The organism is Alteromonas sp. ASW11-130 (assembly GCF_026183735.1).
Taxonomy (GTDB): domain Bacteria; phylum Pseudomonadota; class Gammaproteobacteria; order Enterobacterales; family Alteromonadaceae; genus Alteromonas.
This window is the reverse complement of record NZ_JAPFRE010000019.1, coordinates 80,882-100,416: the sequence shown is the minus strand read 5'-3', so window position 1 is coordinate 100,416 and position 19,535 is coordinate 80,882. Positions and strand designations below refer to the sequence as shown.

Sequence of the window (19,535 nt, the reverse complement as noted above, 5' to 3'; positions counted from 1 at the left end):
GAGAAATGTTGAACGAATTGACTAACAAAACGGTAGTTGTAGCAGGACTGGGTAAGACCGGTCAGGCTACGTTGCGTTTTTTACGTCAGTTCGATGCTATGTTAAAAGTGTGGGATACCAGAGCAAATTTGCTTATACCACAGGATGTGACTGAACCGGTAGAGCTCGGCATGCCCTCAGCTAGTTATTGGGTAAATGTTGATGTGCTGGTAGTCAGTCCGGGTATCGATTTAGCCCATCCCGCGATTCAACAGGCCCGTGCTTCAAACGTCGAAATCTTAGGTGATATTGAGTTATTCGCCCGTATCAGCTCCAGTAAGCTAGTGGGAATAACGGGGTCGAATGGTAAGACTACAGTAACACTCCTTCTGACACACATTCTAAAAGTGTGCGGATTAAATACTGTCGCGGCAGGGAATGTAGGTAAGCCCGTTCTGGAGATCGCACAAAATACATATGACTATGTGGTACTTGAACTTTCCAGTTTTCAATTGGAATCTACCCACTCGCTAAAATTAGACGCTGCCGCGCTGTTAAATTTGTCCGACGATCACTTGGATCGGCATAAAACCATGTCTGCCTACTTGCAAGCCAAACAAAAAATCTTTACCCATTGTAAGCAGGCAGTAGTGTGGCGAGGTCATCCAGAAACGTATCCGATAGATAGTTCTATCCCCGTCACTACGATTGGGGTGGATGCCAGCACGGAAGGATTTGCAGTCGATAAAGGCTGGATCACATACGAAGCAGAGCCATTGCTTGAAATAGCTAAATTACCTTTAGTGGGCGCGCACAATATCTTGAATGTACAAGCTGCGTTAGGATTGGCCAAAACTATCGGTTTACCGCGCGATGAAGCCGCAGAAGCGGTGTACAGCTTTATACCCGCACCGCATCGTTGTACGCAAATTGCCTTGCACAATGGCGTTAGCTGGATTGATGATTCAAAAGCAACCAATGTAGGTGCCACGCAAGCTGCTATTACTGGTATTGGGGCGATAAAATCAGGCAAACTTATCCTCATCGCCGGGGGTGACGGCAAAGGTGCTGATCTTACTGCTTTAAAACCTGCGATAGAACAATTTGTAGATTACCTTATTACGCTGGGAAAAGACGGTAAACAAATCGCTTCACTCACGCCTTGTTCAACTCACGTTGCGTCTATGTTCGAAGCGGTTCAGACTGCCCATGAATTAGCCTGCCAAGATGACATCGTGTTACTTTCGCCAGCGTGTGCAAGCCTGGACATGTTTGATAATTACGAGCACCGCGCCAAGGTCTTTGATGAATCAATTCGGCAGGTGGTGGCATGAGCGACAAAGCCACCAGTCTGGTTTCACTTTTCAATGCTCGCCATGGTTCGGGTGACCATAATAGTCCCTATGATATTGGGTTGGTGATAGTTGCCCTTGCCTTGATGTCGATTGGGTTGATAATTGTCACGTCTGCTTCAATGCCTGTGTCGGCGAAACTCTATGATGCGCCTTTTCATATCGCTATTAAACATGGTATCTACATCATCATTGCGCTAATAGCAGCAATGGTCGTATTGCAATTACCCATGCGTTTTTGGCACTTCAGTAATCCCTATTTATTATTACTGGCGATCGGTTTACTCATCGCTGTTTTATTAATCGGACGCAATGTGAACGGAAGTACGCGCTGGTTGGTCATTGGGCCTATCACGATTCAGGCGGCGGAACCGGCTAAACTCTTTTTCTTTGCTTACCTGGCGGGTTATCTGGTCCGAAGATATGAAGAAGTCACCGAAAATTTAAAGGGCTTCATCAAGCCGCTGGTGGTGTTTTTTGTTCTGGCAATTTTGCTGCTTGCGCAACCTGATTTGGGAACCGTCGTGGTGATGTTTGCGACTACTATTGGCCTATTATTTCTTGCTGGAGCAAAGCTTTGGCAGTTCTTCGCTTTGGTATTTGTAGGCTTAATGGCGGTGGTAGCCCTCATCGTGTTCGAAGAGTACCGCTTGCGCAGAGTGACGTCGTTTCTAGACCCCTGGGCCGATCCCTTCGGTACAGGTTATCAGTTAACTCAGTCGCTTATGGCTTATGGACGTGGTAACTGGTTTGGTCAAGGGTTAGGTAACAGCCTGCAAAAGTTAGAATTTTTACCTGAAGCACATAACGACTTTGTCATGGCGATTCTTGCGGAAGAACTCGGCTTTATAGGTGTAGTCTCAGTATTGATGCTGACTTTCTGGCTGGCCATGCGCGCGTTACAAATCGGCAATAAAGCGCTGTTAAAAAGTCGTCCTTTTGAAGGCTATCTGGCCTATAGCATAGGGCTATGGTTTAGTTTTCAAACTGCGGTTAATATTGGTGCTAGCGCCGGAATCTTACCGACCAAGGGATTAACCTTGCCGTTAGTCAGCTATGGCGGTTCAAGTATTATTATTATGACCATTGCGACGGCGATTTTACTGAGAATTGATTTTGAACTACGGGTTGAAGGTGTGCAGGCCCTTGATCGAAAGATTAAAGCAAAAAGTGATCGCCGTCAGAAGCAGAAAGACGCCAAACAAAAATTAAAAGCCATGTTGTCTTCTGTGTCAGCGGAGGCTTCCCATGAGTAAGAAGTGTTTAATTATGGCTGGCGGAACCGGCGGACATGTTTTTCCTGCCTTAGCAGTGGCCCATGCGTTGCGAGACAGAGGGTGGCACGTTGACTGGCTGGGAACAGAAGAAAGAATGGAAGCACAGGTCGTGCCAGCAAATGGTTTTCCGCTTCATTTTGTAAAAGTGAGGGGATTACGCGGCAAGGGGCTGTTCGTGCGGCTCATGGGCGTTATCGATTTAATTAAAAGCATTGTGGCTGCACGACGAATAGTGAAAAGTATTTCCCCCAATCTAATTATCGGTTTTGGCGGCTATGCGAGTGGGCCGGGCGGAGTTGCCGGCTGGCTGGCGGGTATTCCCTTGCTAATTCACGAACAAAACGCAAGAGCGGGATTAACGAACCGCATGTTAGGCCGTTTGGCGAGAAAAATATTACTTGGTTTTGACGAAGTGAAGTCGGCATTCAAGTACGCCCCCGAACGTTGTGTTACTGTGGGTAATCCAGTACGGGAGGCATTCGTTGCATCCAGCAAAAAAGAGTCAGTAAATCAACCTATGCGATTATTAGTGGTAGGTGGAAGCTTAGGCGCTCGCGCGTTAAACATCACTGTTCCCAAGACGTGCAAAAAATTGCGAGGTTTAACAATCTGGCATCAATGCGGTAAGGGCAACGCTGAAGAAGTAAGTGAAGCATATAAAGATAGCGAAGGTGAAGTGAAAGTTTCAGAATTTATTGAAGACATGGCAAGTGCGTATGAATGGGCGGATATGATTATATGTAGAGCTGGCGCATTGACAGTAGCTGAGGTGGCCGCAGCTGGCCGAGCGGCAATATTCGTTCCCCTTCCCCATGCTGTCGATGACCATCAAACCCGCAATGCATTGTCTTTGGTAGACCACCAGGCGGCCGTCATGATCCCGCAAGCCCAACTTGAAGACAATCTTGGTGCGGCAGTTAAGCTTTGGTTAAATGACCCTGATGCCTGCGTAAAAGTAGCAAAGCAAGCGCGTGAACACGCTATGCCAAATGCCACCGAAAAAGTGGTGCGCGAGTGTGAACTTATCTTGGAGAACGCAGCATGATTATGGCAGCCGATTTCCAAAATCCCCAGAAAAAGAAGGTGAAAAACATTTTCTTTATTGGCATTGGAGGGGCAGGCATGGGCGGTATTGCTGAGGTTCTTCTGAATGAAGGCTACAAGGTAGCCGGTTCTGATATTCAGCAAAATAGCATGACCACGCGACTTCAAGAGCTGGGTGCGACTATTTACCAGGGCCATAGTCAGGTAAATGTAGAAGCGGCAGATGTGATCGTCGTTTCTAGCGCTATTAATGAAAAGAACCCTGAGATTCAATTTGCCCGGGAAAATCGTATTCCCATTATTCGGCGTGCCGAAATGCTGGCAGAATTAATGCGTTTTCGCCATGGCATCGCGGTAGCCGGTACTCACGGTAAAACCACCACAACCAGTTTAATTGCGACAATTTTCGCCGAAGCAGGGCTTGACCCCACATTCGTAATTGGAGGGCTGCTTAATAGTGCGGGAACGAACGCGCGATTGGGTAGAGGATCTTATTTGATTGCAGAAGCGGACGAAAGTGATGCTTCCTTTCTACACTTACAGCCTATTGTTTCGGTAGTGACTAATATCGAAGCGGATCATATGGATACTTACGATGGTGATTTTTCAAGAATGAAAGAGACCTATCTTGAGTTCCTGCATAATCTGCCGTTCTACGGCCAGGCTATTGTGTGTGGCGATGATGAGAATATTCAATCTATCCGGGAAGATATTGGCCGCAGTATTATCAGTTATGGATTCAACGCGTCTAACGATGTGCAGGGTGTTAATGTTTCGTTAAGCTTTGGCCAGGCAAAGTTCGAAGTTATTCGTAAAGGTCATACCAATTTGCAGGTCACGTTGAATTTAACAGGTGAACATAATGTACTCAATGCATTAGCGGCGATTGCCGTCGCAACCGAAGAAGGTATTGATGATGAAGCTATTGTTAAAGCCTTAGCGCACTTTGGTGGCATTGGTCGCCGCTTTGAAATGTTAGGTCAGTTTACTACAACAGTCGGCAATGTCACTTTGGTGGATGACTATGGCCACCACCCTACAGAAGTGAAAGCAACTATTGCGGCTGCTCGCGCCAATTGGCCGGACAACCGCCTTGTTATGATTTATCAGCCACATCGGTTTTCGCGTACGCGAGACCTCTACGAAGATTTTGTGGAGGTGTTGTCGGGGGTGGATGTGTTGCTGATGCTGGATGTGTATGCGGCAAACGAAGACCCCATCGAAGGGGCGGATAGTAAGAGTTTGTGCCGTTCAATTCGGCTGCGGGGACAGGTAGAGCCTATTTACATTGGTAACCCGAATAAGTTAGCCGATATTTTGGCGAATGTTGTGCAAGATGGTGACATCGTGATGACTCAGGGCGCGGGTAATATTGGGCAGATAGCGCAGCAATTGGCAGCCAGTAAACTAGAACCTGCAGTATTGCGAGGAGAGACAGAATGAGTTGGCTGTCTTACTCTGCATCGGAATATGGTCGTGTAGCCGTTATGTTTGGCGGCGAGTCTGCCGAGCGTGAAGTTTCACTCAATTCAGGTAAAGCTGTACTTAGTGCATTACAGCGCCAGGGAGTAGATGCGTTTGAATTTGACCCGGCTAAGAAGCCAATCACCGAGTTACTGACTGAAAAAACAGATCGGGTGGTGATTATGTTGCATGGCCGTGGGGGAGAAGATGGCACCTTACAAGGGGCATTGGAACTGTTAAAGATCCCCTATACCGGCAGCGGCGTATTGGGCTCAGCCTTGTGTATGGATAAAATCCATACCAAGCAAATTTGGCAATGTTTGAACTTGCCAACCGCAAAATATCAAATTGCTGACAAATCCTACTTTGAAGCTGGATCATGCGGCGTTATAATGCGTCAGTTGGGGGATGAGGTAATGGTCAAGCCCGCTCGTGAAGGTTCGAGTATCGGCATGGCCAGAGTGACAAGTGCAGCGCAGCTCGAAGCAGCTATTCAGGACGCGTTTAAATATGATAACCAAGTCCTGCTAGAGCAATACATAGAAGGTGCCGAATTTACCGTCAGTATACTGCAGGGCCAGTCGTTACCTTCTATTCGCATGTCTACCCCCCATACTTTTTATGATTATTCTGCCAAATATCAGGATAATACAACGCAATATTTTTGCCCGAGCGGGTTGGATTCGGAAAAAGAAGCGGAATTGGCAACGCTTTCCACCCGAGCATTCAGATCGTTATCGGCGCGGGGCTGGGGGCGGGTTGATATTATGCAAGACAAACTTGGCCAGTTTTATTTATTGGAAGCGAATACAGTACCAGGTATGACACAAAAGAGTCTGGTACCCAAAGCGGCAAAGCAGGCTGGGTTGGATTTTGACGAGCTATGCATGGCGATATTGGCAACCAGTATGCCAGAGGCCACTGCAGACAAAGTGGACTGGCGTTAATGATAAAACTTAACACCAAATCTGTGCAATTTTGGTCAGGCGTGGTGTTTCTTCTGCTGGTGCTAACAGGTATGGTGGCAGCGGGGATTAAAACGTACGAGTGGTTGCAAGATGAGCAGCGCATGCCGGTGCAGGTAGTAGATTTTTCCGGTGACTATAAACACGTGGATGTAGTCAAACTGGAAAAGCTTATACGCAGATCGCAACCTGGTAGCTTTTTCTCGTTGGATGTGAATGAAGTTTATCAGCTTGTTGAAGCTCAGCCTTGGATTTACCGGGCCTCGGTGCGCAAGCAATGGCCCAATAAATTGAAAATATATTTGGTCGAACAAATTCCAGTAGCCCAATGGAATGATGACATGCTACTGAATCCTTACGGGGAGACGTTCAACGCCGCTGGTGAAGGATTAGTTTTACCAAAATTATTTGGCCCAGGTGGCAGTGAAAAAACAGCATTGGAAGGCTATAACGCTATGCAATCGCTGCTAGTCACAATGGGAATTTCGATACGCGAATTGTCATTAAGTGAACGGTTTGCGTGGCAGGTTGAACTGAATAATGATGTTCAGCTCAATTTAGGAAGACAAGAGTTTATTGATCGGTTACAGCGATTTGTAGATATTTATCCGCTTCTGGCCAAACAGCCAAAGCAAGTGCGCTATGTAGATCTCAGATATGACACAGGCCTGGCAGTAGGTTGGGTTGATGAAACAGAAAACAACAATAAAGAAGAGAGTTAGTATTACCATGTCGAAACCGACTGAACGTAATTTAATCGTAGGGCTTGATATTGGCACCAGCCAGGTTAAGGCGGTGGTAGGCGAGTTGGTAAACGACGATCAAATCAGTATTGTTGGAGTCGGTACCCATGCTGCCAAAGGCATGGATAAGGGCGGCGTAAACGATTTGAATTTAGTGGTTAAGTCTGTGCAACGTGCCGTAAACGAGATGGAGCTGATGGCGGATTGTCGTGTGTCGTCGGTATTTATGTCTATCAGTGGCCGCCATGTTAAATGTCAGAATGAAAATGGCATGGTGCCGATAAATAACCAGGAAGTGACACAGGACGACGTGGATAATGTTATTCACGCGGCGCGTTCAGTGCCAATTGCAGCGGAACGCAGATTACTGCACGTGTTACCTCAGGAGTTTACTATTGACGTGCAGGAAGGGATTAAAAATCCAGTTGGCATGTCAGGGGTAAGAATGGAAGCCGACGCACATATTATTACGTGTGCTGATGATATGGCGAAAAATCTGACAAAATGTATTGAACGTTGTGAGCTAAATGTTGACCAAATTATTTTTTCAGCATTGGCTTCCAGCTATGCAGTGTTAACGGATGATGAGCGTGAGTTAGGTGTATGTGTAGTGGATATCGGAGGAGGGACCATGGATATCGTTATTTACACAGATGGTGCAATCCGTCATACCGCCGTTATCCCAGTAGCCGGTAATCAGATAACCAGTGATATTGCAAAAATTTTCCGCACTCCCATTAGTAATGCTGAAGATATTAAGGTTAATTACGCCTGCGCATTAAAAGATATGGTGAGTATGGAAGAAAATATCGAGGTACCCAGTGTAGGTGGTAGGCCCGCGCGAGCAATGTCGCGCCATACTCTGGCAGAAGTGATTGAACCTCGCTATCAGGAACTGTTCGAATTAGTGCACGATGAAATTCGTGCCAGTGGTTTTGAAGAACAGATTGCCGCAGGATTAGTACTAACGGGTGGAACAGCGAAGATGGAAGGAGCAGTAGAATTTGCTGAAGAATTATTCCAAATGCCTGTTAGAGTAGGGAAGCCATTAAATGTAAAAGGGTTGTCTGAATACACAGATGACGCTGGTTTTGCTACCGCAGTGGGTCTGCTCCACTATGGAAAGATGCAAACAGAAAATAAAAAAGTCAGCAAGCAGAAAAACGGCGATTCATTCATCAACCGTGTCCAAAGCTGGTTTAAAGGTGAATTTTAATTTTTAGGGGCGCTAAAGTCAGGACATAACGGTTAGCAAGGAGGCATCAAACCGGCAGTTTGTGAAATGACTTAGTGTGGTAAGACGTACAAATCCGGAGAGTAAGTATGTTTGAATTAATGGATAGTCACGGCGAAGAAGCCGTAATCAAAGTCATCGGCGTTGGCGGCGGTGGCGGCAATGCAATTGAACACATGGTGTCTCAAAGCATTGAAGGAGTAGAGTTTATTGCAGTTAATACTGACGCGCAGGTGCTACGAAGCTCTAGCGCAGACGTCACATTGCAAATAGGTTCTAACGTAACTAAAGGTTTAGGCGCTGGCGCGGATCCTAATATCGGACGCGATGCCGCGCAGGAAGACCGTGAAACGATTCGTCAGTCACTCGACGGGGCTGATATGGTGTTCATTACAGCCGGAATGGGCGGTGGAACGGGTACGGGTGCTGCGCCTGAAGTTGCCAGAATCGCTCGCGAAATGGGTATTCTTACGGTAGCTGTTGTTACCAAGCCTTTCCCGTTTGAAGGGAAAAAGCGTACAGCGTTTGCTGATCAAGGTATCGTGGAATTATCTAAGCACGTTGATTCATTGATCACTATACCTAACGAGAAGCTGCTTAAAGTAATGGGCCCTGGTACTCCGCTATTACAAGCGTTCAGTGCAGCCAACGATGTGTTGCGCGGTGCGGTGCAAGGTATTGCTGAGCTAATTACGCGTCCGGGTCTTATCAATGTCGACTTCGCAGATGTTAAAACAGTTATGTCTGAAATGGGTACAGCAATGATGGGTAGCGGTGCGGCCTCTGGTCCAGACCGCGCGGAAGAAGCGGCCGAGTCTGCTATTGCCTGTCCCCTACTTGAAGACATCGATCTGTCAGGCGCACGTGGTATTCTAGTAAATATTACCTGCGGGCCAGATTTTGCGATTGACGAGTTTGAGACGGTGGGTAATGCGGTTAAAGCATTTGCCTCTGAAAATGCGACGGTAGTTGTGGGTACGGTTATCGATATGGAACTGGCTGATGAGATTCGTGTAACAGTGGTTGCCACAGGTATTGGCGCAGAACGAAAGCCTGATATTTCTTTAGTAAGTTCTGAAGGTGCGCGTTTGACTAATTCTGCCCGCGAGTTCGGGGTAAGTTCAGTTAACGAATCGCGCAGTGTAGGGGGTACAGACGGTAATCAAGCGTTAAAAGTTGAAGATGAAGCGCAACCTGGCAACGATCTTGAATACTTAGATATACCTGCGTTTTTACGCAAGCAAGCTGATTAATATTCACAAAACGAGGAATTTTTACACGGTTTTGTTGTCAAAAGTTGATGGTTTGCCATTACTTAGCTAAGAATTGTAATTTTTTGACAAGTGGGTAATCACTCACTATAATTCGCGGCCGCTTTTGGAACAGGTAAAAAGCAACAAACAAAATGATTAAGCAACGTACAATTAAACATTCAGTTCAAGAAACTGGAATTGGTCTACATAAAGGGGAGAAGGTCACCATGACTCTCCGGCCTGCGCCTGCCAACACAGGAATTGTGTTCAGACGTATCGACCTGCACCCTCATGTAGATATTCCTGCGCGCGCTAATGCCGTAGGAAATACCATGTTATGTACGTGTGTGAATAACGAGGATGGTGTTAGCATTCACACCGTAGAACACTTAGCGTCCGCATTAGCGGGGCTGGGTATAGACAATATTATTGTTGAGGTTGATAGCAACGAACTGCCCATTATGGATGGCAGTGCCAGTCCGTTTGTATTTTTACTACAATCTGCCGGAATTGAAGAATTGAACGCGCCTAAACGTTTTATTCGGATCAAAAAGGCGGTAAAAGTAACCGAAGACGATAAGTGGGCGGAATTACGTCCGCATGATGGCTTCCGTGTAGATTTTCGTATCGAATTTGATCATCCGGTCATCAGTCAGACGCGCCAGCATATGGTTATGGATTTTGATTCCTGTTCATATGTAAATGAAGTAAGCCGGGCGCGAACTTTTGGCTTCATGCGTGACCTAGAGTACATGAACGCAAATAATCTGGCTTTAGGTGGCAGTATGGAAAATGCTGTGGCATTGGATGAGTTTCGTATTTTGAACCCCGAAGGTTTACGTTACGAAGATGAATTTCTTAAGCATAAGATTCTCGATGCAGTGGGCGACCTGTACTTGGGTGGTCACAGTATTATTGGTGAGCTTAAGGCGTTTAAAAGCGGACATGGTTTAAATAATAAACTTCTGAACGCTGTTTTAAATGACAAGGATAGCTGGGAATTTGTCACTTATGAAAATCAGGATGAAGTTCCCATTCGTTACGCTTCACCCGTCTTAGCGTAGATGAATAAGTTATTGAAAAGTGAAAAGTAAAAAGTAAAAAGTAAAAAGCCGCCTTGAAAGGCGGCTTTTTATTGAACGTGAATCTGTAAGCGGCATTCAGAATAGACCATGCTCCTTAGATAGCATGGTCTGATGCTAACTCACAATTTCTTTTCCAATGTTCAATTTTCTCATGGATGAATGATTCATATTTATCGAAATTCTTAAAATTTTCCTCGTCTATTGAGGTTTGATAATGAACACCTTCGTGAATACGTTGCACTATGCAGGTAAAGGTTCTGTCATATCGGTACTTTGAGCAATAAGCCATTTCCCAATCTTGAATAGTAAATTTATCAATGTTATCGGGCAATAGGTCACTCCTTACAAAGCTCCAACTTGTGCGACTGTTATGTAAGTAAACTCTAAATGCCTTATTGGTCTCGTCATATTCAAAGACCTCTGATGATCCACGAGTTTTATCTAGCAACAATTTACCAGCCTGACTGACGCCTGAGACCGCACGCTTGTTTGAGAAAATAACCCCTCTGGAAGTGACGCGTTTTTTGCCATTAATAACGTTACTGTCGGGTTCATAAGTGTCTATGGCATTCCTGAGTTCCTCAGGCTTAAAGACAACTCGCATTGTGTCATAGCTATTATCTAATTTAGAAGAAATGGCAGATAACCTCGGTGGTAATACGTCCGAAGCGTATTTCTTTTCTAAACAAAGGTTAACATTGCCTAGTTGAACCTTAACCTGCTCACTACCCTCTAGACTTTCACCGCAACCTGTTAGTAGAAGCGTTAATATAGGCGCAACTAAAAGTTGCTTTTTAGTAATCACTTCTCTTATTTCTTCCCAAGTAAATAATTTTGTTACTAAAGACGCGTCCATTGGCTAATCCCAATCTCACAGTTGGTGTCTGGTTGATAGTAATCACTTCTCTTATTTTTTCCCAAGTAAATAATTTTGTTACTAAAGACGCGTCCATTGGCTAATCCCAAACTCACAGTTGGTGTCTGGTTGATAGTCAGCACATTTCGCTTTTTTCTTAGGGTGTAGTTTTGTCAGCTTTTTAGCTGCGCTCATTTCCAAAATTGACTAATCAGATAGTAGAAAATGCTCGCGCTGAGTCAACACCTATAATTATGGTTTGGTATTATTTGTTCCTTGCGCCATTCAAAGGTAAACTAGGGCTCCATTTTTTTCAGGGCGATGCATGAAATTAACATTAACAATTAGCAAAGATAATAAATGTTTCGAGCACTCTATAAGTGTCCGTCGTTTATTGAGTATCGCTGTGCTATCGTCAATGTTTATTTTGGTGTCGAGTCGGTCTACTGATTCGGTTAGTGAAAACCTCGCACGGGTGCACGTTTCCCAACAAATTGTGGCGCAGGTACAGCAACAAATAAATGCGTTAAGTGAACGTGCAACGACCCAATTAGCAGTAGTTAATCAGGATATTGCACAAGCGAATGTCCAACTCTACGCGTTGCAAAGTCGGGTGGTTACGCTCGCGCAAAGTTTAGGCATAAGCGACGAGGATTTAGAGGCAATTGAACCTGTTTTGGTTAACTCACCCTCGGGTTCTCATCCCTTAGACATGGCTATTACCGAACTGCAGGAAAGTCTAGCGACAAAACAGTCTCAACTATCCATGCTTGAAAGTTTGGTAAGAGGCCACCATATCGACACTGAGGTGCAGTTGTCAGGACGCCCGATACAGCGTGGCTGGTTGTCATCTTATTACGGCTTGCGCGAAGATCCCTTTACAGGTGAGTCTGCGCAGCATACCGGGTTAGATTTTGCCGGCAATAGCGGTGATGAGGTCATCGCTACGGGGGCGGGAATAGTGAGTTGGGCTGGTAAACGATATGGATATGGTGAGATGGTTGAAATCGATCATATCAACGGCATGAAAACGCGTTACGCGCATAATCAGACCGTGCATGTCGCTGTCGGAGATGTGGTAACCAAAGGCCAGGTTATTGCGCAAATGGGCAGTACCGGTCGCTCCACCGGGGCACACGTGCATTACGAAGTATTAAAGAATGGCCGGCACGTCAATCCATTACCTTTTGTGGATGGCCGTGCAAAATAGAAATCAGAATAAATAAAAAAGTATAAATTAAATAACAGGTACTAATAAGCACAGCGCTTTTAATACCGCTTTAAGTTAAATTGCTCTTTGGTAACAGATTATCGTTGAGTACAGGTAGTGGGATCTCAAAAACATGTTTGCAAGTGTCATCAAGAAAATTTTCGGTAGTAAAAATGACCGACTATTAAAAAAACTACAAAAATCTGTCGTTGCCATTAATGCGCTTGAAGCGGATTACGAAGCGCTTACCGATGATGAGCTTAAGGCCAAAACAGCTGAATTTAGAACCCGAATTGAAAAAGGCGAGTCACTTGATGATCTTTTAGTCGAAGCGTTTGCCACTGTTCGTGAGGCGAGTAAGCGTGTTTTTGGCATGCGTCATTTTGATGTGCAATTGCTAGGTGGGCAAGTTTTGCACCAGGGTAAAATTGCCGAAATGCGTACGGGTGAAGGTAAAACACTAACCGCTACCTTACCGACCTACCTTAATGCGTTGTCTGGCAAGGGGGTTCATGTCGTAACCGTGAACGATTACCTGGCTAAGCGTGACGCCGACTGGAGCAGACCCTTATTCGCCTTTCTGGGCATGACTGTAGGATGTAATATCCCCGGTATGGCCTCAGAAACCAAACGTGAAGCTTACAGAGCAGATATTACCTACGGCACTAATAACGAATTCGGTTTCGATTATTTACGTGACAATATGGCGTTCAGTCCACAAGATCGGGTACAACGTGAACTGAATTATGCTGTAGTGGATGAAGTCGACTCAATTTTAATTGACGAAGCACGTACGCCTTTAATTATTTCAGGGGCAGCTGAAGACAGCTCGGAATTGTATCGTCGTATTAACACGATAATTCCAAAATTGGTACAACAAGAAAAAGAAGATGAAGAAGATAATCCGGGGGATGGGGACTATACCGTCGATGAAAAAGCACGCCAAATTCACCTCACCGAAAATGGTCAAATTCACGTCGAAGCTATCCTGAAAGAAGAAGGCATTTTACCGCAGGAAGAGTCTTTATTTGATGCGGGTAATATTTCTTTACTTCATCATATTAATGCTGCTTTGCGCGCGCATAAGCTGTTTAGAAAGGACGTCGACTACATTGTAAAAGACGATAACATTGTGATTGTTGATGAGCACACGGGTCGAACGATGGAAGGACGCCGTTGGTCAGAAGGGCTCCATCAGGCAGTGGAAGCGAAAGAAGGCGTGCGTATTCAGAATGAAAACCAGACCTTGGCTTCCATTACCTTCCAGAATTATTTCCGTTTATTCGACAAGTTATCTGGCATGACAGGTACTGCTGATACAGAAGCCTTCGAATTCCAACATATTTACAGCCTGGAAACGGTCGTTATACCGACTAACAAGCCCATGATCCGCGACGATAAAGCGGACTTAATTTATCTTACCGCGGAAGAAAAATACGAAGCTATCGTGGAAGATATTAAAAAGTGTGTTGAACGTGGTCAGCCTACCTTAGTGGGTACCATTTCAATCGAAAACTCCGAACTGCTTTCACGCGTTTTGAAAAAAGCGAAAATTCCACACAAAGTTTTGAATGCAAAGTTCCATGCTCAAGAAGCAGATATTGTTGAACAGGCCGGTAAACCCGGGGCTGTGACTATTGCAACAAATATGGCCGGTCGAGGCACCGATATCGTCCTTGGGGGTAATTGGCAGGCTGAAGTAGAAAAACTAGAAAATCCTACTGAAGAGAAAATTCAAAAAATCAAAGCTGCGTGGAAGGAACGCCATGACAAAGTATTGGAAGCAGGCGGCTTACATATCATAGGTACAGAACGTCATGAATCACGCCGTATAGATAACCAGCTACGTGGACGTTCCGGCCGTCAAGGTGATCCAGGATCTAGCCGTTTTTACCTTTCTCTGGATGATGCCTTAATGCGCATATTCGCTTCAGAAAAAATGGCTGGAATGATGAAGCGTTTAGGCATGGAGCGAGGTGAAGCGATTGAACATCCGTGGGTAACGCGTGCAATCGAGAACGCACAGCGCAAAGTGGAAGGCCGCAACTTTGATATTCGTAAGCAACTACTGGAATACGATGATGTAGCCAACGATCAGCGTAAAGTGATTTACGAACAGCGCAACGAGCTGTTAAATGAAGGCGATATCAGCGAAACCATCAAAGTCGTTCGCGAAGACGTGGTAAATAGGGTGATTGATGAATATATCCCGCCACAATCCTTGGAAGAAATGTGGGATGTGCCTGCGCTTGAAGAGCGGTTAAAGGCGGATTTCGCTGTTGATCTTCCAATTCAGAAATGGCTGGACGACGATGACAAGCTTTATGAAGAAAAAGTTCGTGAACGAATTCTAACGCAGATTGAAGAAGCCTATGTTGAAAAAGAAAAAGCTGTAGGTGAAGGGGTCTTACGACAATTTGAAAAAGCAGTCATGCTACAGAACCTGGATAGTCATTGGAAAGAGCATTTAGCCGCGATGGATCACTTGCGTCAAGGTATCCATTTACGTGGCTACGCGCAGAAAAACCCCAAACAGGAATACAAACGTGAGTCCTTCGAGTTATTCTCACAAATGCTTGAAGCACTTAAAGTTGAAGTGATCACAATTTTGAGTCGTGTTCAGGTAAAAGCTGAATCTGACGTCGAAAAAGTTGAAGAACAACGTCGGCAAGCCAACAGCACACCGAAAAACTTCAAACATGAAGAAGCAACGGCGACCCCTAATTCTGAAAGTGGCCGTGTACAAACTGCTGTCCGAGAAGGGCCGAAAGTGGGACGAAATGACCCTTGCCCATGCGGTTCGGGTAAAAAATACAAGCAGTGCCACGGCAAATTAAATTAATGAAAATTGTTCAGGTTGCTGTTGGTGTTATACGCAGAGCAGATGAAGTTTTTATCTGCCTGCGACCAGACCACCAACACCAAGGCGGTAAGTGGGAGTTTCCCGGGGGGAAAATCGATGCTGGAGAAAGTGTAGTTGATGCGTTGAGACGAGAGCTGTTCGAAGAAGTCGGCATTACTGTTAATAACTGTCAGCCATTAATTGATATTACCCATGACTACGGCGATAAAAGAGTAGCTCTTTTGGTACGCGAGGTAACTGATTTTAGCGGCGAGCCTCACGGCGTTGAGGGACAAAAGCATAAGTGGAGTCAGATAACGTCGCTTAAAGCTGAAGACTTCCCCGCCGCAAACGTTGCTATTCTAGACGTGTTGAAAGCTTCATAGTACAAATGACTCTGCGGTAGCGAATGCAATGTGTTGTTTGCTATAGGCTGCCTCGTTAATAAAGTGGGGGAACGTTTCTTTTTCGCCTTCCCACACTATCTCAGTTCCATCAAAACTCTTAAATATTGGTTGCCCACTCAGTAGTGGCACAAAGTCAGCGTCTTGCAACTGATGGTGAATCATCGCCGTACGCTCACCCTTTTCATTAAGCGGAAACAGGATGTTTTCAACGAAACGAAATGCCAGACAAGGTTCCAAGTGAGTTAGCTTATTAGTATTGAAGGCTTCACAAAATGCCACGACAGAGCCTGCCAGCAAAGTTGTCAGCTGATAAACATCTTCTCTAAGCACGCCCTGTGGCTGGGCCCCGACTTCTATCATGACGCCATGCTTGCCTAGTGTGCATAAATAAGGATGCTGTTCATAAGGTTTTTCATCTTCAACCAATATATTCGCTTCAGGCAATACTTGTTTTATGTATCTTGCCATAGTGACGTAAAAGGGCTCACTTGATGGAAGAATTAGCGTCGCACCCATGTTGCTTGTAGTATTATGAATATCTACCACTAAATCGTATTGAGATTCGCCTTTGGGCCCAAGTTTAGCGTTGATGTCTATGGCAAGCTGACTTTCTAGTGAAATATCAGGGTTCGTTAGTTTTGCTGGTGAAAACTGACGGTTGAGATCTTCGTCCACAAAACGCACATGACGGGAGATAGCTTCTTCATTAGCGAGCATGCTGGTGAGTTCAAAGGAAGAATATTTGTATGGACACCCATTGTGTTGCCAATTTTTAATTAGCTGAATGCCACTCATCTCATTACCATGAGTACCTGCAACAAACATCACCTTTTCTATCATGATCGGGCCCTAGTGGGTGAAAAAAGAATCACTTTGTTTTGCCAAGGCAGCTTCAATTTCTTCGATATCTATTGACGTAGGTGCGCCCGACGTGGCTTGGGGTTTCCCAGCTATTGCATTGCTTTCACTCGCCCAGTCGCCTAAATCGATCATTTGGCATCGTTTAGAACAAAAAGGACGAAATTCACTTTTGTCTTCCCAGTTTACATCGACTTGACAGGTCGGACAGTTCACTTTCATATAAAGGTATTCTTCCTAATTTTAAAATGTAAATTCTAACAGGCAGCAATAGAAAATGTTACTTTAGATTCTACAGATGACGATTGCTGTTCACCGGGTTCAAACCACATAAAACGTATAGCATAACGGTATTTATTACCACTTAGGGTGGGGTAGTAGCCTTCTCCCACGTCACACTTTACCCGAATCAATTCATTTTTGTCTTCCGCCACGCCTTGGTAAAACCCATGCTCAGCGGTATGCGGGGAAAAATGACCGCGTTCTCGCAAAAAGGACAAACTAATGGCAATTGATTCCTGTATAAGTTTCAAATTGTCCATCCATTGCTGAATATCGTGTTGGCGGGTTACTAAGGGTTGTACTAACCAAAAATGCAAATTGGGTAAATCGAAACTACATGCGCCACCTGGTATAACAAATCGTTGTCTGATTGAATTTAAAAATTTGTCATCTTTTAATTCATGGCCAAACTTTTTGCTGGCCTTCAATTTTTCTTTCAACCTTAATATTGATTGAAGCGCCTGCTCTAAAGCGGTGCTATCAATATTTGGATGCTGTGACCAATAAACCAAATTTCGCTCGTGCACTTCAATATCTTTCAGTACATCTGTGCGTAAATCCAGCCGATCTACCAAATCAAGTAAGGTAAAAAGACGATCAAAAAAATACATCTGTAACGTACTGTTTTCGCCCTTTGCCCCCGTCTTAAGCTGCACCAGAAGCTGCTCAATGCGCAGGTAATTTCGGACCTTCTCCTTTAGTGGAAATTCAAAAACAGATTCAGTCATGTAGTCCCTCATTGCCATATTCGGTGCGCACTACACCGTAAAACCACGCAAAATTCAAGCATTTTACCCGCCCCCACAATAGTATGGATTGCTATTGATACCTATAGGAGATGGTAAGTGATCAGATATAGCAACATGTTATACCAATATATATCAGTGTGTGACTAGTGCGGAGAAAGAAGAATCCATCATCGTTGGATGAAACGGGGCAAGACGCGGGTGGCGGGCATTATAACCCAGTTTACAAATAGCAGATGGTCTTTTTTATCTTTGTTAGCAGAGTTTGTTACATGGCGGGCTGTGTGCATTAATGCTGACTGGACCTTCGAGCCTTCACACTATCGGCACCTAAAGCTGTTCAGTAATCCAGGGGGTAAGCGCAGAAACATCAACACGGAAGCATATTATTACTTCCGCAGGTTAGTATCTAATGCGGTGTTAACAACCAGTAATACTGTCTAATTTTTAGCTAATTGCAGATATTTTATGTGCAGTTCATTTACTAATCGTGGGATTTCCGCCAGGGAGCCATCGTTTACAATTATGTCATCAGCGACGCTTAGTCGTGTCTCACGCGGTACTTGAGAGTTTATGATGCTTTTTATCAAACTGGCGTTACTCCCATCACGTCGGCTGGCACGTTGTATTTGTAATGTTTCTGGACAGTCAACCACTAACACACGATTTACCAGGCTGGTGAGATTGTTTTCTATCAGTAAAGGAACAGCCAGGATGCAGTATGGGCTGGTGGTGTCTTTGATAGCAATAGCCATTCGCTGACGGATCGCGGGGTGTAATAGTGCATTAAGCCATTCTTTTTCTACGTCATTATTAAACACGCGTTGTCTCAATATCGCGCGATTTAACGACCCATCCTCGTTCAATACATCATTGCCAAAATATGACGATATCTGAGATAAAGCGGGTGTGCCCGGAAGCACGACTTCGCGAGCAATGACATCCGCATCAATGACATCTATCGCTAAATTTTCAAATTCCTTACTGACGCTGGACTTACCACTGCCGATTCCGCCCGTCAGTCCTACCACAAATTTATCTTCAAAAAACATAGTTAAGCGAGAACCCAATTTAAGTAGGCTGAAACTATTTCCGTTTTAAACATTAGGGTTAGCCAACCCGCAATAGCTAAATATGGGCCAAATGGAATCGCTAGTGAGCTTCCTTTCTTTTGCGTTACCATCATGATGATTCCGCATATAGCACCGACTAAAGAAGAAAATAGGATAATAATGGGTAATCCCATCACGCCGGTGAAAGAACCTAATGCCGCAAGAAGTTTAAAATCACCATAACCCATGCCTTCTTTACCCGTAACTAACTTAAATAACCAATATACAGACCATAAGCTTAAGTAGCCCGCGGCTGCTCCCGCTATAGCTTGCGAGGGGGTAACAAACACGGCTTGTGTGCTTAAAATTAAACCAAACCAGAGTAACGGCAAGGTAAGTTGATCCGGTAACAGCATTTTATCCAGGTCGATAAAGATCAAGCTAATTAGGATATACGTGATTAAAACTGCACTTAACGCTTGCGCTGAAGGACCAAAGTGCCAGGCAATGAAAGTAGCCGCGCATGCGGTAAGAAGCTCAACCAGTGGATAGCGCATCGAAATAGGCGCACGGCATTTTGCACATCTACCTCTGAGTAACAGGTAGCTAATGAGAGGAATATTTTCCCATGGACGAATTTTGTGCTGACAACGTGGGCAGGTGCTGTCGGGTTTCACTAAGTTAAATGGTTGTGGGTTTGGTAGCGAGCCATCAGGGTGGAAGTAGTGCTGGTACTCTTTCTTCCAGCTTTTTTCCATCATAATAGGCAGCCTATAAATCACGACATTTAAAAAGCTACCTACCATAAGACTGACGATAAAAACTAAGCCCAGGAAAAAGGGAGGGCTGGTAAAACTTAAATGTATAAAGGCGTCCATAAGTTTAC

General features: G+C 44.8%; 18 protein-coding genes. 12 read left to right on the top strand and 6 right to left on the bottom strand.

Annotation, left to right across the window (positions count from 1 at the left end; all coding sequences use genetic code 11):
* Positions 1–5: 5 nt before the first annotated feature.
* The 9 genes from murD to lpxC all read left to right on the top strand — a co-directional run bounded on the left by murD (position 6) and on the right by lpxC (position 10,375).
* Positions 6–1,313, top strand: a complete 1,308-nt coding sequence (gene murD, locus OPS28_RS07400; RefSeq protein ID WP_265608817.1) for a UDP-N-acetylmuramoyl-L-alanine--D-glutamate ligase — start codon at positions 6–8, stop codon at positions 1,311–1,313.
* Complete coding sequence (gene ftsW, locus OPS28_RS07395) at positions 1,310–2,587, top strand: cell division protein FtsW (RefSeq protein WP_265608816.1); 1,278 nt, start codon at positions 1,310–1,312, stop codon at positions 2,585–2,587. The genes murD and ftsW overlap by 4 nt, the downstream gene beginning before the upstream one ends.
* Positions 2,580–3,653, top strand: coding sequence for an undecaprenyldiphospho-muramoylpentapeptide beta-N-acetylglucosaminyltransferase (gene murG / locus OPS28_RS07390; protein ID WP_265608815.1), 1,074 nt, complete (start codon positions 2,580–2,582; stop codon positions 3,651–3,653). The genes ftsW and murG overlap by 8 nt, the downstream gene beginning before the upstream one ends.
* Positions 3,653–5,095 (top strand): UDP-N-acetylmuramate--L-alanine ligase, encoded by a 1,443-nt coding sequence (gene murC, locus OPS28_RS07385; protein ID WP_442863975.1) that lies wholly within the window; start codon positions 3,653–3,655, stop codon positions 5,093–5,095. The genes murG and murC overlap by 1 nt, the downstream gene beginning before the upstream one ends.
* Positions 5,092–6,063: a D-alanine--D-alanine ligase gene (locus tag OPS28_RS07380; RefSeq protein WP_265608813.1), complete on the top strand. Its 972-nt coding sequence runs from the start codon at positions 5,092–5,094 to the stop codon at positions 6,061–6,063. Before murC ends, OPS28_RS07380 begins: the two co-directional genes overlap by 4 nt.
* Positions 6,063–6,803: a cell division protein FtsQ/DivIB gene (locus OPS28_RS07375; RefSeq protein ID WP_265608812.1), complete on the top strand. Its 741-nt coding sequence runs from the start codon at positions 6,063–6,065 to the stop codon at positions 6,801–6,803. The genes OPS28_RS07380 and OPS28_RS07375 overlap by 1 nt, the downstream gene beginning before the upstream one ends.
* A gap of 7 nt (positions 6,804–6,810) precedes the next feature.
* The gene (ftsA, locus tag OPS28_RS07370; RefSeq protein WP_265608811.1) at positions 6,811–8,040 is read left to right on the top strand and encodes a cell division protein FtsA; all 1,230 of its coding nucleotides are present in this window, start codon (positions 6,811–6,813) and stop codon (positions 8,038–8,040) included.
* Positions 8,041–8,147: 107 nt separating this feature from the next.
* Complete coding sequence (ftsZ, locus tag OPS28_RS07365) at positions 8,148–9,311, top strand: cell division protein FtsZ (protein WP_265608810.1); 1,164 nt, start codon at positions 8,148–8,150, stop codon at positions 9,309–9,311.
* A 152-nt stretch (positions 9,312–9,463) separates the two neighbouring features.
* A complete protein-coding gene (gene lpxC / locus OPS28_RS07360) occupies positions 9,464–10,375 on the top strand; it encodes a UDP-3-O-acyl-N-acetylglucosamine deacetylase (RefSeq protein ID WP_265608809.1) in 912 nt (303 codons plus the stop codon).
* Positions 10,376–10,490: 115 nt separating this feature from the next.
* Here lpxC and OPS28_RS07355 read toward each other — a convergent pair whose 3' ends face one another.
* A complete protein-coding gene (locus tag OPS28_RS07355; RefSeq protein ID WP_265608808.1) occupies positions 10,491–11,252 on the bottom strand; it encodes a hypothetical protein in 762 nt (253 codons plus the stop codon).
* Between the two features lie 325 nt (positions 11,253–11,577).
* Between OPS28_RS07355 and OPS28_RS16980 the strand changes: the two genes are divergently transcribed.
* The 3 genes from OPS28_RS16980 (at position 11,578) to mutT (ending at position 15,690) form a co-directional block, all read left to right on the top strand.
* The gene (locus OPS28_RS16980; RefSeq protein WP_269468623.1) at positions 11,578–12,462 is read left to right on the top strand and encodes a M23 family metallopeptidase; all 885 of its coding nucleotides are present in this window, start codon (positions 11,578–11,580) and stop codon (positions 12,460–12,462) included.
* A 133-nt stretch (positions 12,463–12,595) separates the two neighbouring features.
* The gene (gene secA, locus OPS28_RS07345; RefSeq protein ID WP_265608807.1) at positions 12,596–15,304 is read left to right on the top strand and encodes a preprotein translocase subunit SecA; all 2,709 of its coding nucleotides are present in this window, start codon (positions 12,596–12,598) and stop codon (positions 15,302–15,304) included.
* Complete coding sequence (gene mutT, locus OPS28_RS07340; protein ID WP_265608806.1) at positions 15,304–15,690, top strand: 8-oxo-dGTP diphosphatase MutT; 387 nt, start codon at positions 15,304–15,306, stop codon at positions 15,688–15,690. The genes secA and mutT overlap by 1 nt, the downstream gene beginning before the upstream one ends.
* Here the strand turns inward: mutT and OPS28_RS07335 are convergent.
* The 5 genes from OPS28_RS07335 to OPS28_RS07315 all read right to left on the bottom strand — a co-directional run bounded on the left by OPS28_RS07335 (position 15,685) and on the right by OPS28_RS07315 (position 19,527).
* Positions 15,685–16,551 carry an aspartoacylase gene (locus OPS28_RS07335; RefSeq protein ID WP_265608805.1) on the bottom strand — a complete coding sequence of 289 codons (867 nt, stop codon included), beginning with the start codon at positions 16,549–16,551 and terminating at the stop codon, positions 15,685–15,687. The genes mutT and OPS28_RS07335 overlap by 6 nt on opposite strands.
* A gap of 9 nt (positions 16,552–16,560) precedes the next feature.
* Positions 16,561–16,791, bottom strand: coding sequence for a DNA gyrase inhibitor YacG (gene yacG / locus OPS28_RS07330; protein ID WP_265608804.1), 231 nt, complete (start codon positions 16,789–16,791; stop codon positions 16,561–16,563).
* Positions 16,792–16,826: 35 nt separating this feature from the next.
* Positions 16,827–17,579 (bottom strand): cell division protein ZapD, encoded by a 753-nt coding sequence (gene zapD / locus OPS28_RS07325; protein ID WP_265608803.1) that lies wholly within the window; start codon positions 17,577–17,579, stop codon positions 16,827–16,829.
* Between the two features lie 458 nt (positions 17,580–18,037).
* Complete coding sequence (gene coaE, locus OPS28_RS07320; protein ID WP_265608802.1) at positions 18,038–18,649, bottom strand: dephospho-CoA kinase; 612 nt, start codon at positions 18,647–18,649, stop codon at positions 18,038–18,040.
* 2 nt (positions 18,650–18,651) lie between these two features.
* Positions 18,652–19,527, bottom strand: coding sequence for a prepilin peptidase (locus OPS28_RS07315; protein WP_265608801.1), 876 nt, complete (start codon positions 19,525–19,527; stop codon positions 18,652–18,654).
* Between the last annotated feature and the right edge of the window lie 8 nt (positions 19,528–19,535).